Raw genomic sequence first — 21584 nt, 5'->3', positions numbered from 1 at the left:
GATCATGGCAACCCGGTTCCGGGACCTGTTCGGCGGCGGCAAGGACCGCCCCGAGGGCGTCGTCCAGCACACCGTCGGCAACGCCCTGGTGGTGCACGCCGACGACGCCATCAGCCCGGAGGCCCAGTCGCTGGCGCTGTCCATGATCGAGGACGCGGAGAACGACGTGGTCGTGCTCGACCTCGGCGACGGCATGCCGATCAGCGCGTGGGAGTCGATGGCCGGTGTGCTGCCGCGCCGCCGCCGCGGCATCCGGCTCATCGCCTGCGGCCGGCACGGCAACTCGGCCGCGATGGCCGGTCAGTGGCTCTCCGAACGCCTCAACCGCACCGTCATCGCCCCGGACGGCGACCTGGTACGCGGCTCCGCCGGAACGCTGTTCGTCCACTCCGCACCGGGCAGCGGCTGGGTGCGGTTCCGGCCCGGCCGTCCGCCCGCCTGGGACGCCAAGCGCTACCCGACGCCGCGATGGGACCGGGCCGCGATCGACACCCGGCCGTCCAGCGCCACCGCCGAGATCGAGCCGATCCCCGCCGGGGTCTGGATCCACAGCAACCGCGACCCGCAGGTGGTCGACCCGCAACGCCAACGGCTCACCGCGTACGTGCCGTGTCAGGCCGCGACCATGACCGTGCTGCTGGGCTGCCCCGGCACGCCGCCGCTGTCGCTCGACGACGTGGTGCGCTTCTGGCGCGGACTCGACGAGGAGAACCGGCAGCGGGTGCGCTTCGTGCAGTTCGGCGAGGTCCGCATCCCCGAGGGCGAGGCGTTCGGCCAAGCGCTCGCCGACCTGCTGAACACCGACGTCACCTGCTACACCGGCGTACCGATCGGCAGCCCGCACCGGTACGAGATCCGCACCGTGCTGCCGGACGGCGCGTTCGGCTGGGCGCCGTACGCGCTCGAACTGTCCTACACGCCCCGGGCGCACCCCAACTCGCGGGCCCGCCGGCCCGCCGTGCTCAGCCACCGCCCGCCGCTGCCCGGCGCCGAGGAGGTCGCGCCCCGGGTCTACTGGTTCGCACCCGGCGCCGTGGTCGAGGTGGTGCAGACCGGTCTCTGGGTACGCTCCACCGTCGAGCCGAAGAACGCCGAGCAGGTCCGGTCCGCGATGCTCGACGCGGGCAGCGGCACGCTGGTCTTCGACGACACCGTCCACTCCACCGCCCACCGGATGCGGGAACTGGCGCTCGACCTGGCCGCACGCGTCGACGGCATGGCGGGTACGAGCCGGGCGCTGATGCCGGCGTCGGTGCTGGTGCCCGGCGCGAAACCGGCCAGCCGGGCCGAGGTGGTCATCGACCTGGAAGCCGAGACGCGGGCGGTGGGCACGACCGTGCCGGTGCCCGCGTACGTGGAGGCCGCCCCGCCCGCGCCTGTCGCACCGCCCGCGGCGGACGGTGTGGTGGTCGCCGTTCCCGCCCCGGTCCCGGCCGTCCCCGCCGATCGGGACCAGCCGGCCGCACCTCCCGCGGTGCCGCTTCCGGCCGCGCCGCTCGTCCCGGAACTGCCGGCGCCGCCCGCGATACCGTTCGTTTCCGCGCTCCCGGATCCGCCCGCGGTGCCGCTGCCGGCAGCGCCTCCGGTCGTCTCCGAGCTGCCCCCGCCGCCGGTCGTGGCGACGCTGCCGGAACCGCCCGCGGTGCCGGTCGTCTCCGAGCTGCCCGTACCGCCGGTCGCGTCCGGGCCACCTGCGGCGAAGCCGGTGCCGATCGCGTCCGACCTGCCCGAACCTCCCACGGTGCCGATCGCGTCCGAGCTGCCGCCTCCGCCCGCGGTGCCGCCGCCGGTGGCGCCCGTGGTGGTGTCCGCACCCGCGCCGCCGGTCGGGCCGGTGGCCGCTGCCGACTCCGGTGACGGGCCCTCGGCGGCACCCGTCGAGGACGCCGGGCGCGACGCGTACCCCGCGCCCCCCACCATGCCGGCGGGCTTCGGCGAGCCGGCACCACCGACCATGCCTGCCGGGTTCGGCCATGCGTTCGCGGCCCCGCCGGTGGCGGCCGGGCCGGCGGCGCCGCTCACGGCCGCGCCGTCGATGCCGGTCGTCGCGGTCGACCTGCCGTCCGCCGGCGCCGGTCCGTCGCCCGTGACCGCGCCCGCGCGGACCGTCGAGCCCGGCGGACCGACCGCACCTACCGGACCGGCCGCACCCGCCGGACACGTCAAGCCGTCGGACGCCGCCGAGCCGTCTTCCGGGAACGCCGGACCGTCGGAGGCCGCCGAACCGTCGGAGGTGGCCGCCGAGGCACGCGTGCAGCCGGTGCCCCCGGCCGGCGCCGGTGCCCTGCTCTCGGACAAGAAGGGACTCGCCGACGAGCGCGCCTGGCTGCGCCGCACGCTCAGCCGCGAGTTCGACGTGATGGCCAGCTCGGTGTCCCGGATCATGTCCGAGCACCCGGGCATGCAGGGCTCCGGCGTGCCCACCGAGGACGTGCTCGCCGACACGGTCGCGCTGCGGCTCTACCTGACCGGCCGGGGACCGGGCGTCGACGCCGGACTGCGCTCCGGCCGCAAGGGACCGCACGTGCCGTTCGCGCGGTGCGTGGTCGCCGGGGTCTCCCGGATGCCGTCGTTCCGGGGCACCACCGTCTACCGGCTGTCGCCGACCGACGGGGAGTGGGCGCTCTACCAGGACCGGCGGCTGGTCACCGACTGGAGCTTCGTCAACGCGCTGACCCAGCCGTGCGCGTCCGAGGACGGCGACACCGACGTGCTGATCTGGTCGATGACCGCCCGCCGGACCAGCCTGCTGGAACCGGAGGGGGACGAGCACGTCGAGGACCGGGTGCTGTTCCTGCCCGGCACGAACTTCAAGGTGCTGGACCTGCGCCGGCCCTCCGCGGACGAGCGCGGCGCGGTCCTGCTGCGGGAGATCGGCGCCAACGAGATCGACGACACCGGCCGGGTCGACTCCAACCGGGTGTCGCTGGACGAGCTGGCGCTCACGTCGCTGCGGCGCAGCGTGGACCGCTGGGCCTCGGCCGAGCCCCGGGTACGCATCGGCGCGGCGGCCCGCGGGCGCCTGCGGGTGCTGCCCGGGCTGGACCGGAAGGGATGACGCGGTGAGTCGGCAGGTTCTTGTGGTGGGTGACCGGAAGCCGGGTTCCTATCCGACGATCGGCTCCGCGCTGTCCCGGGCCGAGCCCGGCGCCACCATCGACGTCCACCCCGGCCGGTACGTCGAGAAGCTCGTGGTCGGCGATCGGGTGACGATCAGCGCCGCCCAGCCCGGCACCGTCGAGGTGCACGTGGAGGAGGGCAGCGTCCTCGTCGTCCGCGGTGAGGGCGCCCACTTGCGCGGCATCACGCTCAGCAGCGCCGACACGACGCTGGCCGCGGTCGACGTGTACGCGGGCGAGGTCGCGCTCGACGACTGCCGGGTCGGCGGCGCCTCCTGGGTGACGCTGCTGGCCCGCATGCAGGGCACCGTCGCGCTGCGCGGCTGCGACGTGACCAGCTCGGCCGGCGCGGGCGTGGTGGTGATGTCGGCCGGGTCGAGCACGATCGAGGACACCGACGTCCACGACGTCGCCACGAGCAGCGTGGTGGCGGGGGAGCAGAGCGCGCTGACGCTGCGCCGCTGCCGGCTGCGGACGGCGGGTGCGAACAGCGTCTGCGCCGGCGGCGACGCCCGGCTCACCATCGAGCAGTGCGAGATCACCGGCGCCGGCAAGCCCGCCCTGGTGGTCGAGCAGCGCGCCTGGGCCCGCATCCGCGGCCTGTCCGTCACCGGCAGCGGCAACGTCGACGTCTTCGTCCGGGGCGAGGCGGACGTGCAGATCAGCGACTCGACGTTCACCGGCGCCGCGGTGCAGTCGGCGCACATCGCCGAGGGCGCGTCGCCGGAGTTCCGGAACTGCACGTTCGGCGGCGCCGGCCACACCGCCGTGCAGGTGCTCGGCGGCGGCCGGCCGACCTTCACCGACTGCACCGTCGAGGACACGCCGGTGGGCATCGCCGTCAACGGTGGTGCGCCCCGGTTCCTCGGGCTGACCGTGCGGGGCACGCGCGACCACGTCGCCGTGCTCGCCGGTGAGTCGGCTGTCGTGCTCCAGCGGCTACGCGCCGAGATCACCACCGGCGGCGGGGTGCTGGTCCAGGACGGCGCCTCGCTGGAGGGCACCGACCTGGTGGTGGACGCGGGCGAGGCGACGGCGCTCGCGCTGACCGGCCCCGCGCGCGGCGTCGTCCACGAGGCCCGCCTCACCGGCACGGGCGCGGCCTGCGTCCGGGTGGGGACCGGCGCCGACCTGACGCTGCGCGCGGCCCTGCTGCGCGGTTCCGGCGCGCTGGCCGAGGGTGCCCTCCGGCTGGGGGACAGCGAGATCGTCGGCGCGGTCCGCGACGGCCTGCGGGTCACCGGGTCGGCGACCGTCACGCAGACCCGGGTGCGGGACGCCCGGGCCGACGGGATCGTCTTCGAGGCGGGCTCCCGGGGGTCGGTGAGCGACGGGGAGGTGCTCGGCAGCGGCGCGGCCGGCATCGGCGTGGACACCGTGGAGCCGGTGGCGCTCACCCGGTGCGTGGTGCGCGACAGCGGCACCGAGGACGTCCGCCGCGCCCCCGGCGCCACAGTGACCACCGAGGCGCTGACGGTGGGCCGTCCGCCGGCCACCCCGGCGCCCGCCGGCCCGCCGGCCGCCGCGCCGGTCCCGGTCGCCGACGACGGGGGTACGGCGGAGGACGGCGCGGACGAGCTGAGTGAGCCGCTCCGCGAGTTGAACGGGCTGATCGGCCTGCGCGGGGTGAAGCAGGAGGTCACCGCGCTGATCAACCTGATCAAGATGTCGCAGGTCCGGCTCCAGATGGGTCTGCCGATGCCGCCGATGAGCCGGCACCTGGTCTTCGCCGGCCCGCCCGGCACCGGCAAGACCACTGTGGCCCGCCTGTACGGCTCGGTGCTCAAGGAGCTGGGCATCCTGTCCAAGGGCCACATGGTGGAGGCGGCGCGGGCCGACCTGGTGGGCCAGTACATCGGCTCCACCGCGATCAAGACGACCGAGCTGGTCACCAAGGCACTCGGCGGCGTGCTCTTCATCGACGAGGCGTACACGCTGTCCAGCGGTTCGGGCGGCTCCGGGCCGGACTTCGGCCAGGAGGCCATCGACGCGCTGATGAAGATGATGGAGGACCACCGCGACGAGCTGGTGGTGATCGTCGCGGGCTACTCCGAGCTGATGGAGCAGTTCCTCGCCTCCAACCCCGGCATGGCGTCGCGGTTCACCCGCACCATCGAGTTCCCCAACTACTCCGTCGAGGAACTCGTCACCATCACCTCGAACCTGGTCAGCAAGCACTACTACGAGCTGACCGACGACGCGGTGGAGGCGCTCACCGCGTACTTCACCCGGGTGCCGAAGAACGCCACGTTCGGCAACGGCCGGGTGGCCCGCAAGCTGTTCGAGGCGCTGATCAACAACCAGGCGTCGCGCCTGGCGACCACGCCGCCCACGAAGGACAACGAGCTCAACCGGCTCACCGCCGCCGACGTCGAACCCGAGCTGGCGCTGCTGGAGGACCTGCCGGTCGAGCAGGGCGAGCAGCCCGACGCGGCGACCGACCCGACCGGCGCGATAAACGCGGCCCGCAGCTGGAAGCGGATCTGCGGCCTGGTCGGCGGGCAGCGGGTCAAGGAGGCGGCCGGGCAGACGCTGTTGCAGCTCTGCGAGGGCCGCAACCGCCGGCGCGGCCCCGGCCGCACCGGCAACGTGCTGCTCGCCGGCCGGGCCGGCAGCGGCCGCAGCGAGTACGCCCGGCTCTACGCCGCATGCCTGTCGGAGCTGGGCCTGGTGCCGGTCGGCCAGCTGGTGCGGGTGAGCACGAGCCGGGAACTGGCGCCGCAGTGGCCCGGCCAGGCCGGCAGCCTGGTGGACGCGGTCCTCGACGACGCGGCCGGTGGCGTGCTCCAGCTCGACTACGTCGACGACGCCTCCGGCGTCGCGCCGGAGATCGCCGAGGCGCTGGTGGGCCGGATGCGTTCCCGGCTCGGCGACCCGGTGGTGGTGCTGACCGGCGAGGAGGCGGCCCTGGCGAGCCTGCGGGCCGCGGTGCCGGCGGTGAACGAGGTGTTCGGCCAGCAGTGGTCGGTGCCGGAGTTCAGCACCGACGAGCTGGCCGCGATCGTGCTGCGACACCTGGTGCGGCGGGGTCACGAGGTGCCCGACGACGTCCGGGCCGCGCTGACGCAGCTGGCCGGCCGGCTGCCCGAGCGCACCGTCCACGCCGCCCACCAGTTCTCGCTCGCGCTGACCCGGCGCACCGGCTCCCGTACCCTCGCGCTCGCCGACCTGGCCGCGCCCGGCCCGGCGGCCGGCGAGCGGCTCGGCGGCCTGGCCGCCGTCGGCTGACCACCCGACCGTCACACACAGAAAGGCCCGGCATGCAACCCGAGTCCAAGCCCGTTCCTCCCTCGTTCCAGGAGTTCATGGAGAACGCGCAGCGCCTGGAGGACCAGATGCGCAACGCGCAGTCGGAGCTGGAGCGGGCGATCGTCACCGGCCGCTCGCAGGACGCCACCGTCGTGGTCATGGCCAGCGGCCTCGGCAAGGTCCAGACCGTCCGGGTCGACCCCCGGGTGTACGAGCAGCGTGACGCAGCGTCGTTGCAGACGGCGATCATGGAGGCGATCCAGGCCGCCGCCGCGAACGCCGGGAAGCTTGCGACGGAGAAGATGGGCCCCGTCGAAATCAATCTTCACTGACTGAAAAAAGTCTGACCAGCGGTTATGGGCAGATCTTCACGGCTTGGCGCCTTCGGGAAAGAGAGTGTGGAGATTTCCTGAAGGACTCTCCATGAGACTGTCAGCCCCTACTGACAGTGATGGAGATGGCTGTGGAGCAAGTTGCCGTCTTTGTGCACGCGCCCGACCCGCTGACCCACACCGGCCTGACCGCCCACCTCCGGTCCCGCTCCGACATCACGTTGCTGGACAGCGCGGACCGGACGCGGGCGCAGGTTCTCGTCGTCGCCGCCGAGCGGCTCACCACCGACGTGATCGCGATGCTGCGCCTCGCGGCGACCGAGATCGGCGCCCCGGTCGTCCTGATCACCACCGAGGTCAGTGAACAGGAACTCCTCACCGCCGTGGAGTGCCGGGTCGTGGCCGTCCTGCCACGCGCGGCGGTCACCGCCGAACGCCTCGTGCACAGCGTCCGGGCGGCCGCCTCCGGCGGCGGCGTGCTGCCCCCGAACCTGGTGGGCGAGCTGCTCAAGCACATCGAACGGCTCCAGCGCGACGTGCTCAACCCCAACGGGCTCAACGCCTCCGGCCTGACCGCGCGCGAGATCGACGTGCTGCGGCTGATGGCCGAGGGCTTCGACACCAACGAGATCGCCGACGAGCTGCGCTATTCCGAACGCACCGTGAAGAACGTCATCTACGGCCTCAACCACCGGCTGAAGCTGCGCAACCGCTCGCACGCGGTGGCCTACGCCCTGCGCTCCGGCATGATCTGAAGTGATCACGCGCCACACCGTGGGCAACGCCCTGGTGCTGCACGCCAGCGAGCGGATCAGCACGGAGGCCCGTACGGTCGCGCTGTCGGTGGACCGGGATCCCGACAACGACATCGTGATCCTGGACCTGCAACACGAGCTGCCGTTCGACATCTGGGACACGGTCGCGACCGAGCTGCGCCGGCAGCGCCTGCGCCGGGGCATCCGGCTGGTGGTGTGCGGCGCCCGCCCGGAGACCGGGGCGCTCGCCGGCCAGTGGCTCTCCGACCGGCTGGGCCGGCCGGTGATCGCCCCGTTCGGACGGATGATCCCGGGCGCGGCGGGCCTGCTGTTCGTGCACGCGACGGATCTCGGCGGCTGGGTCTGCTACCGGCGCGGCCACACGCCGGTCTGGCAGTCGAAGCGCTATCCGGTACCGGCCTGGGACGGCGCCGCCGTCGACCACCTGACGATCAGTTCGACCTGCGCCGCCGAGCCGCTGCCCGGCGGCGTCTGGCTCCGGGAGAGCCGCGACGAGGCCGCCGTCGCCGTACACGGAAGTCACCTCACCTCGACGATGCCGTGCCTGCCGGACGCCATGCCGGTCCTGGTCGGCTGCCCCGGGACGGCGCCGCTGCGTCTGGACGACATCGCCCGGTTCTGGCGCGGCCTGGCGCCCGAGGGGCGCGAGCACGCCCGCTTCGTCCAGTACGGCCCGGTCGCGCTGCCCGACGGCGAGCCGTTCGGGCAGGCGCTGGCCGACCTGCTGCGCTGCCCGGTGCGGGTCTTCACCGGCGTGCCGAGCGGCCGCCCGGACGGCCCGGCCCTGTTCACAGTCGACGCCGACGGGCGGCCCGGCTGGCAGGTCTTCGCCGAGGAACTGGCCTACCGGCCCCGGGAGACGCTCGGGGCGAAGGCGGTTACGCCGCGCATCCTGCGCCACCGTGCGCCGCCGGAACTCGGCGAGCCGGTCGGTCCGCGCGTCTACCGGTACGCCCACGACGCGGTGGTCGAGGTGATCCCGTCCGGCCTCTGGCTGCGCGCCCCGGAGCCACCCCGGCACGCCGACCGGATCCGCGCGGTGCCGGTGGACCCGAACCGCGTCCGGCTCGTCGTGGACGACCCGGCGCCGGCCGTGGCGGACCGCCACCGGGAACTGGCCGGTGACCTGGCCGCGCGGCTGGACCCGGCGACCCGCAAGCGGGCGGCGGTGCAGCCGTCCTCGCTCGTGGCGCCGGGACGCCCGGGGCTCTCGGCACGCGGGATCGAGGCCGGGACGTACCGGCACACGACGGGTCACGCCGCCGGACTGCCGCCCGCGCCGTCGGTGCCGGCACCCGTCCCGGAGCCGGTGCCCGTCGCCGTGGCGGGCCCGCCCGCGCCGTCGGCCGCCGAGGTGGCCGCTGCCGTTCCCGCAGTCGCACGTCCCGCCGCCCCGCCGGACACGACCCTGCCGGACGGCTCCGGGCTTCCCGGCCCAGGGTCGGAGGCGGCCGGGCTTCACTCGGCGGGGACGAACGTGGCCGGGCCGCACGTGGCCGGGCCTCACGCGGCCGGGCCGGTCGCGGCCGGGCTGAGCGCCGTCGGGGCGGAGGCGGCCGGGCTCGACGACATCGGGCCGGACGCGAACGGACCGGATGCGACGGCGCGGGACGTGGCCGGGCCGGTGCTCGGCGGCGGCGCGGGCTGGGCGACCAGCCCGACGATGACGCTGCCGGTACACCGCCCCGCACCGGCGCCCGTCCGCTTCCAGCGCACCCCCGGCGACGACGCGCGGGGCGTACGCCCCGGCCCCGACCTGGACGAGGAGCGGACCTGGTTCCGGCGGGCGTTCCGCCGCGAGATCGCCGCCGTCGCCGCGGACGTGGCGGACGTGCTCGCCGCGCATCCGGCGCTCGCGGCCGGCGCCGGCGCGGCGGAGTACGCGACAGCGGTCCGCCTCTACCTCTCCGCCGCCGGTGACGGCCTCGACCAGGCGCTGCGGTCCGCCGAGCCGGGCGGGCACGTGCCGTTCGCCAGGTGCGTGTCGGCGGGCGTACGCCGGTTGCCGGTGCACCGCGGCGTCGCGTACGCCGGCGCCGAGCTGACCGCTGCGGACCTGCGGCGGATCGCGCAGCGCCGGGTGCTCACCGACTGGGGCTTCACAAACGCGCTCGCCGAGCCGCCCGCCGACCTGCCGGGCACGGTCGAGGTGCTGATCTGGTCGGCCACCGCGCGGCGCACGGCGGCGTTCGAGACCGGCGACGGCGTCCCGGCCCGGGTCCTGTTCCTCCCCGGTACCGCGTTCACGGTGCTCCAGGTGCAGGAGCCGGACGCCGGCGCTTCCGCCCGGCTGCTGGTGCGGGAACTGGCGGTGGAGGAGCCGCCGGTGGAGGGGCGGGTACGCTTCGACGCCCTCGCCCTTGCCGCCCTGCGCCAGCATCTGGCACGCCGCACCGGCCCGGGTGCGCCGGTCCCGGCAGCAGCCGCCCGCCGGTTCGTGGGCGTACCGGGGCTGCGCTGAGGCGCTACCGGTCGAGACCGTCGCGCAGCGCGGTGAGCGTCGCCCGCTGTGCCGGCGGCAACCGGTGCCCCGCCAGGGCCCGGCGTACCAGCTCGCGGGCCGCCTCCGGGGCGCGCCGGGACAGCTCGGCGCCGTGCGCGACCAGCCAGTCCACCAGCCACTCGTCCACCTCGGGCGGCCCGGCGAGCAGGTGGTCGGCGATCCGGGTGACGTCGCCGCCGTTGTCCGCGAGCGCCTGTGCCGCGTGCCGGTGCAGCGTCGGCCGCAGCGCGGCGGGGATGCCGCCGGCGAGCGCCCGCCGCAGCACCGGCTGCCGGAACGCGAGCTCGCTGCCCGCGTCCACGAGGACGTCGGCGGCGACCGCCTCCTCCAGCTCGGCCATCAGGTCGAACGGCGACCGCCCGGTGACCGCCGCGACCTCGGCGACGGCGAACTCGTCGCCGAGCAGGGCGGCGTAGCGCAGCGACTCCCGGGCGCCGGGGGAGAGGTGGTCGAGGCTGGCCCGCACGGTGTCCAGCAGCGCGCGCGGCATGTCGCCGGCCCGCGCGTCGACCTCGGCGAGCCCGTCGACGACGCGTACCCCGTCCTCGGCGACGAGGCCGCTGACCAGTTCCCGGGCGTACAGCGGGTTGCCGGCGGCCAGCGGCGCCAGCGACCGCAGCGTGGCGCCGGGTGGCACGCCCACCGTCCGGCCGAAGATCTGCTCGATGTCCGACGGGGGCAGGGGGGTGAGCCGGATCAGGTGCCCGTCGCGGGTGCTCACGCCGCGCCGTACCCGGGCCAGGTCGCGTCGGCCCGGTTCGGGCCGGGCGGTCGCGACGAGCAGCAGCGGCAGCCACCGGGTCAGCGCGGCCAGCCGCTCCCAGGCCAGCAGGCTCACCTCGTCGGCCCACTGGAGGTGGTCGACGGCCAGCACCAGCGGGCCCGTCGCGGTGAGCCCGCGGACGTGGTCGAGCACCCGGTCGACGGCAGCGGCCGGGTCGTCGTGCGGCGCGTCCTCCAGGCGCAGCGCGCGGCGCATCACGTGCAGCGGGATGCGGCTGCTGAGTTCCTCGGCGCTGCCGCGCGCGACCCGGTGGCCCCGGGCCCGCGCCTCGTGCAGCGCCGCGTCGAGCAGCGCGGACTTGCCGATGCCCGGCTCGCCCTCGATCCACACGATCGCGCTGCGGCCCTCGCCCACCGCGTCCAGCAGGTCGCGCAGCAGCGCCAGTTCGGCGTCGCGTCCGACCAGGCGTCCCCGTCCCGGTACGGTCGGCGCCGCCACCGCTGCCGGTGCCACCGGTACGGGCGGCGCCGGCTCGGCGAGGATGCGGCTCTGCAGTTCGCGCAGGGCCGGGCCGGGCTCGACGCCGAGTTCGTCCACCAGCACCCGGCGCGCCGCGTGGAAGACGTCCAGGGCCTCGGTGCCCCGGCCGGCTCGGTGCAGCGCGCGCATCAGCAGCTCGTGGAACGGCTCGTGCAGGGGATGGTCGCGGACCAGGGCGGTCAGGTCGGCGATCAGCGCGTCGTCGTCGCCGGCCAGGGCCAGCCGGGCCCGCCGCTCCGCCGCGGCGATCCGCAGCTCGGTCAGGCGGTGCCGGTCGAGGTCGGCGAAGAGTCCGGTGACGTTCGCGTACGCCTCGCCCCGCCAGAGCGCGAGCGCCTCGTCGAGCAGGGCGACGGCCTGGCCGGGCCGCCCGGCGGCAGCGGGCTCCACCGCCGCCTCGCACAGCGCGTCGAACCGGTCGGCGTCCAGCGCGCCCGGTTCGAGGCGCAACGTGTACCCGGCCCGGCCGGAACGCAGCAGCCCACCGGCCGGGCCCAGGGCGCGCCGCAGACCGGAGACGTAGGTGTAGATGTTGCCCACCGCGGCGCTCGGCGCCGACTCGCCCCACAGCGCCCGGATCAGCTCGGCGCGGGTGACCGGGCGGTTGGCGTTCGCGGCCAGCATCGCGAACAGGGCGCGCCGCCGGGCCGGTCCGAGGTCGATCTCGACCTCGCCGTTCCAGGCTCGTACCGGGCCCAGAACGGTGACGCGCAGTCTCCTCACCGCTGCCCGACGACCGCCGGGCCGACGTCCGCCGCCGGCCCCTGCGGGCCGGCGATCCGGTTCATCTCGGCGCGCGTCGCGGCGTCCCCGGTGTGCGCCGACACCCAGGTCGCCTCGGCACCGGCGGGCAGTCCGCAGCGGTGCAGGACCCGGGCAAGTTCCGCGGTGAGCAGCTCGCGGGACGACGCGGAGAGGCCGGGCGAGGCGACGGCGTGGCGCAGCACCGCGATCGCGGGCGCGGGTGCGGTGGCGCCCAGCTGCGCGGCGTGCGCGGTCAGCCAGTCCTGCACCCAGGCGTCGACCGGCACCGGCCCGGCCAGCAGCTGGCCCGCGATCCGGCCGAGGTCGCCGCCGGCTTCGGCGAGCCGCTGGGCGAACTGCCTGTGCATCAGCACGCGCAGCGCGGTCGGGATCGCGCCGCGCAGGACCCGGCGGATGACCGGATGCCGGAACCGCAGGCGGCGCCCGTCCTCGACGAGGATCCCGGCGGCCAGCGCCTCCTCCACCGCCGGTACGAGTTGCGGCGCCGACCTGCCGGTGACCGCGGCGAGGTCGGCCACCAGGTAGTTGTTGCCGAGGAACGCGATCGCCCGCAGCAACTGGCGGGTGTCGTCGGCGAGCGGTTGCAGGTGCCGGGAGACCGCGTCGGTCAGTTCGGGGCCGGGCGTGTCGGCGGTCCGGCCGTCGTGGTCGGCGAGCACGAGATGCCGCAGGTAGTACGGGTTCCCGGCGGCGGCCGCGACGAACGAGCGCACGGTGCCGGCACCCGGGCCGGGTGAGCGGGACCAGTCGCGTACGAGCGCGGTCGCGGTGTCGTCGTCCAGCGGGCCGAGGTCGACGAGCGTGGTGCCGTCGCGGGGCAGCACCCGGCGCAGGAGCCGCACCTCGTATCCGGCCGGGACCGGGCGGGCGGCGGACACGAGCAGCAGTGGCAGCCGCGTGGTGAGCTTGTGCAGCGCGTGCCAGACCAGCAGCGACATGTCGTCGGCCCACTGGAGGTCGTCCAGGACCAGCAGCAGTGGCCGTTCGGCGCACCGTTCGACCACGAACCGCTGGACGGTGTCGATCACGGTCATGGTCGGTGGCGCCCCACCGGAGCAGGCGTGCAGCGAGGCGGGCAGGCCGTCCGCGTCGTTGCCCAGGGAGAGGCACTCCAGCACGATGCTCAACGGCATCCGGTACGCCAGCTCGTCGCCGACGGCCCAGCCGACCTGGACGCCGAGCGGTGCCGCGCCGCTGAGTCCTTCGGACAGCAGCGCCGACTTCCCGATGCCCGACTCGCCGCTGATCCAGACGCTGCCACCGCGCCCGTCGGCCAGGCCGGTGACCGCCGACCGCAGCCGGGCCAGCGCCGCGGAACGGCCCCGGAAGCCGGGGTGCCCTGCCGGGGCCGGTCCCGGGCCGCGTACCGGGGCCGCGGTGGCGCCGGACAGCTGGTCGTGGATCTGCCGGACGGCGGCGGCGGGTTCGGTGCCCGACTCCTCGACCAGCCGGTCCCGCAGCGTGACGTAGAGCGCGAGCGCCTCGGCGGTACGGCCCTGCGCGGCCAGCGCCCGCATCGCCACCGCGTACAGGCTCTCCCGGGCCGGGTGGCGGTCGACGAGCGTGAGCAGGCGGTCGACGACCTCGGCACCGCGTCCGAGGCCCAGCATCAGTTCGGCCTGCCGTTCGACAGTTGTCAGGTACAGCTCGCCGAGCCGGATCCGGTGGCCGGCCGCCCGTGGTCCCGGTACGCCGACGAGCGCCTCGTCGCCCCGCCACTGCGCCAGCGCGGCGTCCAGCGCGGCCAGTTCACCGGCGGTGTCCCCGGCGGCGCGGGGCGCGCGGCTGCGTTCGCGCAACCGCTCGAAGCGGTGCACGTCGACGGCGTCGGCGTCGAGGTGCAGCCGGTAGCTGCCGCCCTCGGAGGTGAGCACCCGGCCGGAGGACCACCTGTCGCGGTCCGGTTCGAGCATGCGGCGCAGGGCGGAGACGTACGTGTAGAGGTTGCCGGTCGCGCTGGCCGGCGGGTCGTCACCCCAGACGGCGGTGATCAGCTCGTCCCGGGACAGGCCCCGCTCCGGGGTGAGCGCCAGCGCGCTGAAGACGGCCCGGCGCTGGGCCGAGCGCAGTGGCAGTTCCCGCCCGGCGTACGTGATCCGGAGATTGCCCAGCAAGCGGACGTCGAAGCCACTGCACTGTGCCGTCATGCCGTCCTCGTGGTGACCGGATATCTGCCTCGGTGACAACCGTTCGGCGGAACCCTAGCCCAACCATCAACCATGTCAACTTCGTGTGGATGGCGGAAAGGCTTACGGCACAGGACTTCCTGGTGCATGCGGCGTTCAGCTCGGCCCGCTGCCGGTGGTGCTAGCAGGCAGTCTTGCCGGGCCCTGTGCGGACCGTCCACGACGGACCGGTCGGCGGCCGGGGGGCGTGGCGAGACGATACTCACCTCGACGGGGGCCGGCGTCCGGCGCCGGCCCCCGTCGAGGTGGCTCAGCTTCCGGCGCAGGTGGCGGTGGCTCCGCCGCCGGTTCCGGTGCCCTGGAATCCGAAGGTGGTGGTCTGCCCCGCGGCCAGTTGTCCGTTGTAGCTCTGGTTGACCACGGTGACGGTGCCGCTGGTGCCGCTGGGCACGCCGTTCCACAGCGAGCTGATCGCGGCGCCGCCGGGCAGCGTGAGCGTCACGCGCCAGCCGGTCAGCGCGGCGCTCCCGGCGGTGACCGTCACGCCTGCGACGAAGCCACCGTTCCACTGGTCCTGGACGGTGTAGACGGCGGTGCAGGAGGCCCCGCCCGGCGGTGGCGTGGTCGGCGGCGGGGTCGTGGGCGGCGGGGGCGTGGTGGGCGGCGGGGTCGTGGGCGGGGGAGTGGTGGGCGCCGGGCCGTCCAGCGTCAGGTTCTTCTGCTGGACGCTCCACTGGGTGCGGCACAGACCGCAGTCGGGGCCGACGAAGTTGGCGCCGGCGCTGATGTCGCCCTTCAGGCGCCACTTGAGGTAGAGCACCGCGACCCGGCCGAACTCGCCGCCGTTGGGCTGGTCGTACGTGCCGCCGTGCCCGACGTTCAGGTTGCCCATGAAGGCGGGCAGCCCGGCCGGCAGCTTGCCCCAGTCGTCCATCGCGTTCGGGTAGGCGATGTCGCTGGGCCCACCGATGAAGTACGCGATCGGCTTGGTCAGGCGCCGCAACTGGTAGTCGTCGGCGTCGTTGAGCAGGCCGCTGCTGAAGATGCCGGTGGTGGTGACGCGCGGGTCGTTCGAGACCGCGTACGCCTCGACGCCGCCACAGGAGAACCCGGCCACGGCGATCTTGGTGGTGTCGATCCGGTTGTAGTACTTGCTCCCCGACCGGGAGTTCTCCGCCACCGCCCAGTCGATGGACTGGGTGAGCATCTGCGCGCTCGTGGAGCCGGAGCCGTTCGGTGCGCCGTTGGCGATGGCGAGGAAGCCGTGGGAGGCGATCTCGCGCAGGAAGTTGCCCTGCGACAGCCCGTTCGCCGAGCAGGCACCGTTGCCCAGACCAGGACGGGAAGGCGCTCGGACGGGAGCGTCTGGGGACGGAAGATGGTGTGGTTGGGCAGGCTCGACGAGGTCTCGTAGTCGGCGGGGTAGGGCCCCGAGCCGCCGATCGCGGCGCCCGCGGGTGTCGCGCCGAGCGCCACGACCACGGAGGCGAGCGGGACGATGGCGGCCGCCAGCGCCGCGTAGATCTTCGATCTTCTTCTCATGCGTCCTCCAGGGGACGTCGTGACGGCGCTCCCTGGACGGTGGTGGTGGCGGTGTGCCGGCCACGTCGGTGTGGCGCCGCCGCGATGCGTCCCAGCGGAGGGACCGGCGGGAGCTTTTGCAGTTACTATCACCGCCGTAACGAAATGTGTCAATACATGCCGGTCGATGTCTGCCGCCGGTTCGGCTACCGGTCTGCGGCCGGGAGCCGTGGCGCCGGCCGGCTATGCGGCGACCGCCTGCGGGTCGCCCGTGGCGTCGTGGGCGGCCATCCTCTCCTGCCGTTCCGGCTCCTCGCGCAGGATCGCGGCGTGCAGCCACGCATCAGGGATGGCGAAGCCGTCCACAAGCGTGCGCATGTACGGGCGCAGCTCCTTGAGCAGCCCGTTCACCACGCCGGTGATCGCCTTCGACCGGGCCGGGGTGAGCCGGCCGTGCTCCAGCAGCCAGCCCTTGTTCGCCTCGATGACGCTCAGCGCGTACAGGTCGCAGACCCGGGACAGCAGCTCCTTGACCGCCGGGTCGGCGGTGGCGTCGATGCCCGCGACGAACGCCTCCAGGGTCACCCGGTCGACGTGCGCGGCGGCGACGGCGAGGACGTGGTCCTGCACGTCGTTGAAGATGTCGAACGGACGGTCCTTCTTGGTGGAGGCACCACCGCGCAGACGGCGGACCGCGCTGTCCAGCAGGTGCTCCTCCCGATCCTCGAACACCTTGAGCTGCCAGCCCCGGTCGGTGACGGCGACCTCGTCGTCCCGGCCCGGCACCGCGCCGACCAGCCGCGCGATGAGTGCCCGCGCGGCGGTGCGTTCCAGCACCATCTCGCGTACCTGCTCGGCCACGAACGAGGCGCGCCCCCAGCCGTCCAGCGAACCGAACTCGTCCCGGTAGCCGGTCAGCATGCCCTTGGCGACCAGCTGGAGCAGGACCGTGTTGTCGCCCTCGAACGTGGTGAACACGTCGGTGTCGGCCTTGAGGCTGGGCAGTCGGTTCTCCGACAGGTAGCCGGCGCCGCCGCACGCCTCCCGGCACATCTGGATGGTGCGCGTGGCGTGCCAGGTCTGCGCCGCCTTCAGTCCGGCGGCCCGGGACTCCAGCTCCCGCTGCCGGTGCTCGTCGACCGGCCCGTCGCCGCCCTGGATCTCGTCGAGTGCGGCGACCAGCTCGGTCTGGGCGAAGTGCAGCGCGTACGTGGTGGCCAGCGCGGGCAGCAGCTTGCGCTGGTGGGCCAGGTAGTCGTTGAGCAGCACCTCGCGGTCACCCTCGGCGTCGCTGAACTGGCGGCGGATGTCGCCGTACCGCACCGCGATGGCCAGCGCCGCCTTGGTGGCCGCCGACGCTGCGCCGCCCACGCTGACCCGGCCCCGCACCAGCGTGCCGAGCATGGTGAAGAACCGGCGGGAGTCGTTCTCGATCGGGCTGGAGTACGTCCCGTCCTCGGCCACCTGCGCGTACCGGTCCAGCAGCATGTCCCGCGGCACCCGTACGTGGTCGAAGCTGAGCCGCCCGTTGTCCACGCCGAGCAGGCCGGCCTTGGGCCCGGCGTCGCCGATGGTCACGCCGGGCATCGGGTTGCCGTGCTCGTCGCGGATCGGCACCAGCCACGCGTGCACCCCGTGGCGGCGCCCGTCGCTGATCAGCTGGGCGAAGACCACGGCCATCCGCCCGTCCCGGGCCGCGTTGCCGATGTAGTCCTTGCGGGCCGCCTCGTGCGGCGTGTGCAGGTCGAAGGTCTGCGTCTGCGGGTCGTACACGCAGGTGGTGCGCAGTTGCTGTACGTCCGATCCGTGGCCGGTCTCGGTCATCGCGAAGCAGCCGAAGATCCGGCCGGAGACGATGTCCCGCAGGTAGGCGTCGTGGTGCCGCTTGGTGCCGAGCGCGGCGACCGCGCCGCCGAACAGGCCCCACTGCACGCCGGCCTTCACCATGAGTGACAGGTCGACCTGCGCCAGCATCTCGGTGGCGACGATCGAGGTGCCCACGTCGGACCGGCCGCCGTACTCGGCCGGGAAGCCCGCGGCGATACCCAGCTCGACCGGGAGTTCGCCGAGCAGCCGGGTGATCCGCTCGCGCGCCTGGTCGCCGGTCTCGCCGTAGACCGGCAGGAACCGTTCGTCGAGATGTTCGCGGTGAGCCCGGCGGACCGCGGCCCACGGTCCGTCGAGCGTCTCCTGAAGGCGGGCGATGTCGATGCGGCCGGACGCGTGATCGAGCATGGTCGCTCCTCGGGGCAGCGGACATATGGGTGCACTCTCGGCCTGATCAACATTACCGGCGGTCACCGTGCCCCGCTGGCGGAGGCCGTGGTGAGCCGTGCCACCCGACTCGGTCACCGCGCGTGCTGAGGTTAGGCTGTCCTCACTTCGAGCACTGGAGGCCTCCCCTCGTGTCCCCGCAACCCGCCGCCGGCGTCGTCACGGCCCGGTACGTGCTGCGTCAGGCGTTGCGCCGCCAGCGACGGCCGGTGCTGATCGGCGTGACGCTGCTCGGCCTGCACCAGGTCGCCGAGGCGCTCGTGCCGGTGGCGATCGGCGTCATCATCGACCGCGCCGTGGTGACCGGCGACCCGTGGGCGCTCGCGTACTCGGTCGCCGGCCTCGCCGCCCTGTTCGCCGTGCTGGCGTTCGCCTACCGCAACGGTGCCCGCCAGGCGTTCGCCGCCGTCGAACGGGAGGCGCACCTGCTCCGGGTGGAGATCGCCGAGCGCGCGCTCGACCCGCGCGGGCACCGCTCCGGGCTGCGCGACGGTGAACTGCTCTCGGTCGCCGCCTCCGACGCCGAACTCTCCGCGTACGTGGTGCGGGTCGCCGGGTTCGGTGTCGCCGCGGTGACCGCGCTGACCGTCGCGGCGACCGCGCTGCTGGTCATCGACATCCCGCTCGGGCTCGGCGTGCTCGTCGGCGTACCCGTGCTGGTGCTGGTGCTGCAACGGATGGCGCCGCTGCTGTCCCGGCGCAGCACCTCCCAGCAGGAGGCCCTGGCGGAGACCACGGCGCTCGCCGTGGACCTCGTCTCCGGCCTGCGCGTGCTGCGCGGCATCGGCGCCCAGCACCACGCCGCCGGCCGGTACGCCGCCGCCAGCCGCAACGCGCTCGCCGTGACGCTGCGCGCCGCGAACACCAAGGGACTGCACCTCGGGCTCACCACCGCCGCGAACGGCCTGTTCCTCGCCGCGGTCGCCGGTGTCGCCGGCTGGCTCGCCCTGCGCGGCCGGCTCACCATCGGCGAGCTGGTCACAGTGGTCGGCCTCGCGCAGTTCATCGCCGAGCCGGTGCAGACCATGGGCTGGTGCGTGCAGCTGTTCGCGATGGCCCGCGCCTCCGCCGCCCGGGTGGCGCGCGTGCTCGGCGCCGAGCCGCTCACCCGGCCCGGCGACGCGCCCGCCCCGGCCCACCCGGACGGGCCCCGGCTCGCCCTCGACGACGTCGGGCACGCCGGACTGGACGGGGTGAACCTGCGCGTCGGCCCCGGCGAGGTGGTCGGCGTGCTCGCGTACGACCCGGCCGACGCCGAGGCGCTGGTGGCGCTGCTGTCCGGGCGGGTGCCGCCGGACGTGCGCCGGGGCACCGTGCGTGTCGACGGCGTGCCCGCCGACGACCTGCACGTCGACGCGCTGCGCGGCACCGTGCTCGTCGAACCGCACGACGTGACGCTGTTCGAGGGCACAGTGGCGGCGAACCTCGCCGCCGGCGCCCGTACCGACCAGGCACGGCTGCACGCCGCCGTCCGGGCGGCGGCCGCCCAGGACGTGGTGGACGCGCACCCCGGCGGCCTCGACCACCGGCTCGTCGAGCGGGGCGCGAACCTCTCCGGTGGACAGCGCCAGCGGCTCGGACTGGCCCGGGCGCTGCACGCCGACCCGCCCGTGCTGGTGCTGCACGACCCCACCACCGCCGTCGACGCGGCCACCGAGGCGCAGCTCGCCGACGGGCTGGCCGAAGCGCGCCGGGCGGCGCCCCGGGGCACGCTCCTGATCACCAGCAGCCCGGCCCTGCTGCGCATCACCGACCGGGTGGTGGTGATCGCCGACGGCCGGGTGGCCGCCGAGGGACCACACGAGCGCCTGCTCGCCGAGGACCCCCGCTACCGCGAGGAGACGCTGCGGTGACCGCCGAACCGCGTACCCCCGGCCGGACGTTGCTGCCCGTCGCGTCCGCCCGCCAGACCTGGACCACGCTCGTCGCCCGGTTCCGCGACCGGCCCGGCCTCAGCGCCGCCGCCGCGACGGTGCTCGTCGCCGCCGCCACCGGTGGCCTGGTCGCACCCTGGGTGCTCGGCCGCCTGGTCGACGACGTCATCGCCGACGCCCCGGCCTCCCGGATCGCCGGCCGGGTGGCGGTGATCGCCGCCGCCGCCGTGCTCACCGGCCTGCTCACCGCGCTCGGTGCCGCGCTCGCGGCCCGGCTCGGCGAGACGGTGCTGGCCCGGCTGCGTGAGCGCGTCCTCGACCGGGCGCTGCACCTGCCGTCCGTGACGCTGGAGCGGGCCGGCACCGGCGACCTGCTGGCCCGCGTCGGCGACGACGTGGCGGTGGTGACGAACGTGATCGCGGTGAGCGGCCCGGCGTTCGTCGGCGCGCTGCTGTCCGTCGTGCTCACCGTGTTCGGGCTGGTCGCGCTGGACTGGCGGCTCGGCCTCGCCGGGCTGGTCGCCGCGCCCGCGTACGCACTGGCGCTGCGCTGGTACCTGCGGCGCTCGATGCCGTACTACGCCCGCGAGCGGGTCGCCACCGGTGAGCGGACGCAGGCGATGGCCGGTGCGCTGCGCGGCGCGGCGACGGTGCGCGCGTACCGGACCGAGGACGCGCACGTGGCAGCGATCGCCGAGCGGTCCGGCCTCGCCCGCGACCTGTCGCTGGAGATCTTCAACCTGCACACCCGCTTCGGGCTGCGGATCAACAGGTCGGAGTTCCTCGGCCTGGCCGCGGTGCTCGTGGCCGGTTTCCTCCTGGTCCGCGACGACCTGGTCACCGTCGGCGCGGCGACCACCGCCGCGCTCTACTTCCACCGGCTGTTCAACCCGATCGGCCTGCTGCTGATGGAGTCCGACTCGGTGCTGCAGGCCGGCGCGAGCCTCGCCCGGCTGGTCGGCGTGGCGAACCTGCCCGACACCGCACCGGCCACCGCGTCCGCCCCGCCCGCCGGCCCGCGCGGCCCGGCCGCGCTGGACGTCACGGTGCGCCGGCACCACTACGACGACGGGCCGCTGGTGCTCGCCGACGTCGAGCTGCGCCTGGCACCGGGGGAGCGGGTCGCGCTGGTCGGCGCCAGCGGCGCCGGCAAGAGCACGCTCGCCGGCATCGCCGCCGGGATCATCGCGCCCACCGACGGATCGGTACGCCTCGACGGCGCGCCGCTGACCGGGACGGGCGAGGCCACCTCCCGGCGGGACGTGGCACTGGTCAGCCAGGAGGTGCACGTCTTCGCCGGCCCGCTGGCCGAGGACCTGCGCCTGGCCGCCCCGGAGGCGACCGACGCCGAGCTGCTCGACGCGCTCGAGCGGGTCGGCGCCACCACCTGGCTGCGTGCCCTGCCGGACGGGCTGGCGACGCCGGTGGGCGAGGGCGGCCACCGGCTCACCGCCGCGCAGGCCCAGCAGGTCGCCCTGGCCCGGCTGGTGCTCACCGCACCCGCCGTCGCCGTGCTCGACGAGGCGACCGCCGAGGCGGGCAGCGCCGGGGCCCGCGACCTGGACCGGGCGGCCCTCGCGGCCACGCAGGGGCGGACCACGCTGATCGTGGCGCACCGGCTCAGCCAGGCGGTGAGCGCGGACCGGATCGTGGTGCTCGACCACGGCCGGATCGTGGAGCAGGGCACGCACGAGGACCTGCTCGCGGCCGACGGCCGGTACGGCCACCTCTGGCGTTCCTGGCGCGTCCCGGTATGATCACCGCCCGCTCCACCGCCCAGG

At 75.0% G+C, this 21584-nt stretch carries 10 protein-coding genes and 1 pseudogene; 7 read left to right on the top strand and 4 right to left on the bottom strand.

Annotated elements, in window-relative coordinates; translation table 11 throughout:
- Window positions 1–4 precede the first annotated feature (4 nt).
- From O7546_RS17745 to O7546_RS17725, 5 genes are all read left to right on the top strand, one after another.
- Entirely contained in the window at window positions 5–3058 is a 3054-nt protein-coding gene (locus O7546_RS17745; RefSeq protein ID WP_194802790.1) for a hypothetical protein, read from the top strand.
- 4 nt (window positions 3059–3062) lie between these two features.
- Window positions 3063–6347 carry a right-handed parallel beta-helix repeat-containing protein gene (locus O7546_RS17740; RefSeq protein WP_281599536.1) on the top strand — a complete coding sequence of 1095 codons (3285 nt, stop codon included), beginning with the start codon at window positions 3063–3065 and terminating at the stop codon, window positions 6345–6347.
- A gap of 32 nt (window positions 6348–6379) precedes the next feature.
- On the top strand, window positions 6380–6700 hold the full coding sequence (locus O7546_RS17735; protein ID WP_194802791.1) for a YbaB/EbfC family nucleoid-associated protein: 321 nt from the start codon (window positions 6380–6382) through the stop codon (window positions 6698–6700).
- A 119-nt stretch (window positions 6701–6819) separates the two neighbouring features.
- On the top strand, window positions 6820–7455 hold the full coding sequence (locus tag O7546_RS17730) for a response regulator transcription factor (RefSeq protein WP_194802792.1): 636 nt from the start codon (window positions 6820–6822) through the stop codon (window positions 7453–7455).
- Between the two features lies 1 nt (window position 7456).
- Window positions 7457–9937 carry a hypothetical protein gene (locus tag O7546_RS17725; RefSeq protein ID WP_281599533.1) on the top strand — a complete coding sequence of 827 codons (2481 nt, stop codon included), beginning with the start codon at window positions 7457–7459 and terminating at the stop codon, window positions 9935–9937.
- A 4-nt stretch (window positions 9938–9941) separates the two neighbouring features.
- Here O7546_RS17725 and O7546_RS17720 read toward each other — a convergent pair whose 3' ends face one another.
- From O7546_RS17720 to O7546_RS17705, 4 genes and pseudogenes are all read right to left on the bottom strand, one after another.
- Complete coding sequence (locus O7546_RS17720) at window positions 9942–11966, bottom strand: BREX system ATP-binding domain-containing protein (protein WP_281599530.1); 2025 nt, start codon at window positions 11964–11966, stop codon at window positions 9942–9944.
- Window positions 11963–14155 carry a BTAD domain-containing putative transcriptional regulator gene (locus O7546_RS17715; protein WP_281599528.1) on the bottom strand — a complete coding sequence of 731 codons (2193 nt, stop codon included), beginning with the start codon at window positions 14153–14155 and terminating at the stop codon, window positions 11963–11965. Before O7546_RS17715 ends, O7546_RS17720 begins: the two co-directional genes overlap by 4 nt.
- 289 nt (window positions 14156–14444) lie before the next feature.
- Window positions 14445–15676 (bottom strand): annotated as a pseudogene (locus O7546_RS17710) (cellulose binding domain-containing protein).
- A gap of 222 nt (window positions 15677–15898) precedes the next feature.
- On the bottom strand, window positions 15899–17890 hold the full coding sequence (locus tag O7546_RS17705) for an acyl-CoA dehydrogenase (RefSeq protein WP_281599526.1): 1992 nt from the start codon (window positions 17888–17890) through the stop codon (window positions 15899–15901).
- Window positions 17891–18060: 170 nt separating this feature from the next.
- On the opposite strand from O7546_RS17705, the gene O7546_RS17700 reads away from it, so the two are divergent.
- The gene (locus O7546_RS17700) at window positions 18061–19782 is read left to right on the top strand and encodes an ABC transporter ATP-binding protein (RefSeq protein WP_194802798.1); all 1722 of its coding nucleotides are present in this window, start codon (window positions 18061–18063) and stop codon (window positions 19780–19782) included.
- On the top strand, window positions 19779–21560 hold the full coding sequence (locus O7546_RS17695) for an ABC transporter ATP-binding protein (protein WP_281599522.1): 1782 nt from the start codon (window positions 19779–19781) through the stop codon (window positions 21558–21560). The genes O7546_RS17700 and O7546_RS17695 overlap by 4 nt, the downstream gene beginning before the upstream one ends.
- Window positions 21561–21584 lie beyond the last annotated feature (24 nt).

This window comes from Micromonospora sp. WMMA1976 (assembly GCF_027497335.1).
Lineage (GTDB): Bacteria > Actinomycetota > Actinomycetes > Mycobacteriales > Micromonosporaceae > Micromonospora > Micromonospora aurantiaca.
The sequence above is the reverse complement of the archived record's forward strand: the minus strand, read 5'-3'. Positions and strand labels throughout refer to the sequence as shown.

What these genes read in the sequence shown, in the direction of transcription:
- O7546_RS17745 (WP_194802790.1), top strand. Translation starts at nt 5, where the DNA reads ATGGCAACCCGGTTCCGGGACCTGTTCGGCGGCGGCAAGGACCGCCCC.
- O7546_RS17735 (WP_194802791.1), top strand. Translation starts at nt 6,380, where the DNA reads ATGCAACCCGAGTCCAAGCCCGTTCCTCCCTCGTTCCAGGAGTTCATG.
- O7546_RS17730 (WP_194802792.1), top strand. Translation starts at nt 6,820, where the DNA reads ATGGAGATGGCTGTGGAGCAAGTTGCCGTCTTTGTGCACGCGCCCGAC.
- O7546_RS17715 (WP_281599528.1), bottom strand. Translation starts at nt 14,155, where the DNA reads ATGACGGCACAGTGCAGTGGCTTCGACGTCCGCTTGCTGGGCAATCTC.
- O7546_RS17705 (WP_281599526.1), bottom strand. Translation starts at nt 17,890, where the DNA reads ATGCTCGATCACGCGTCCGGCCGCATCGACATCGCCCGCCTTCAGGAG.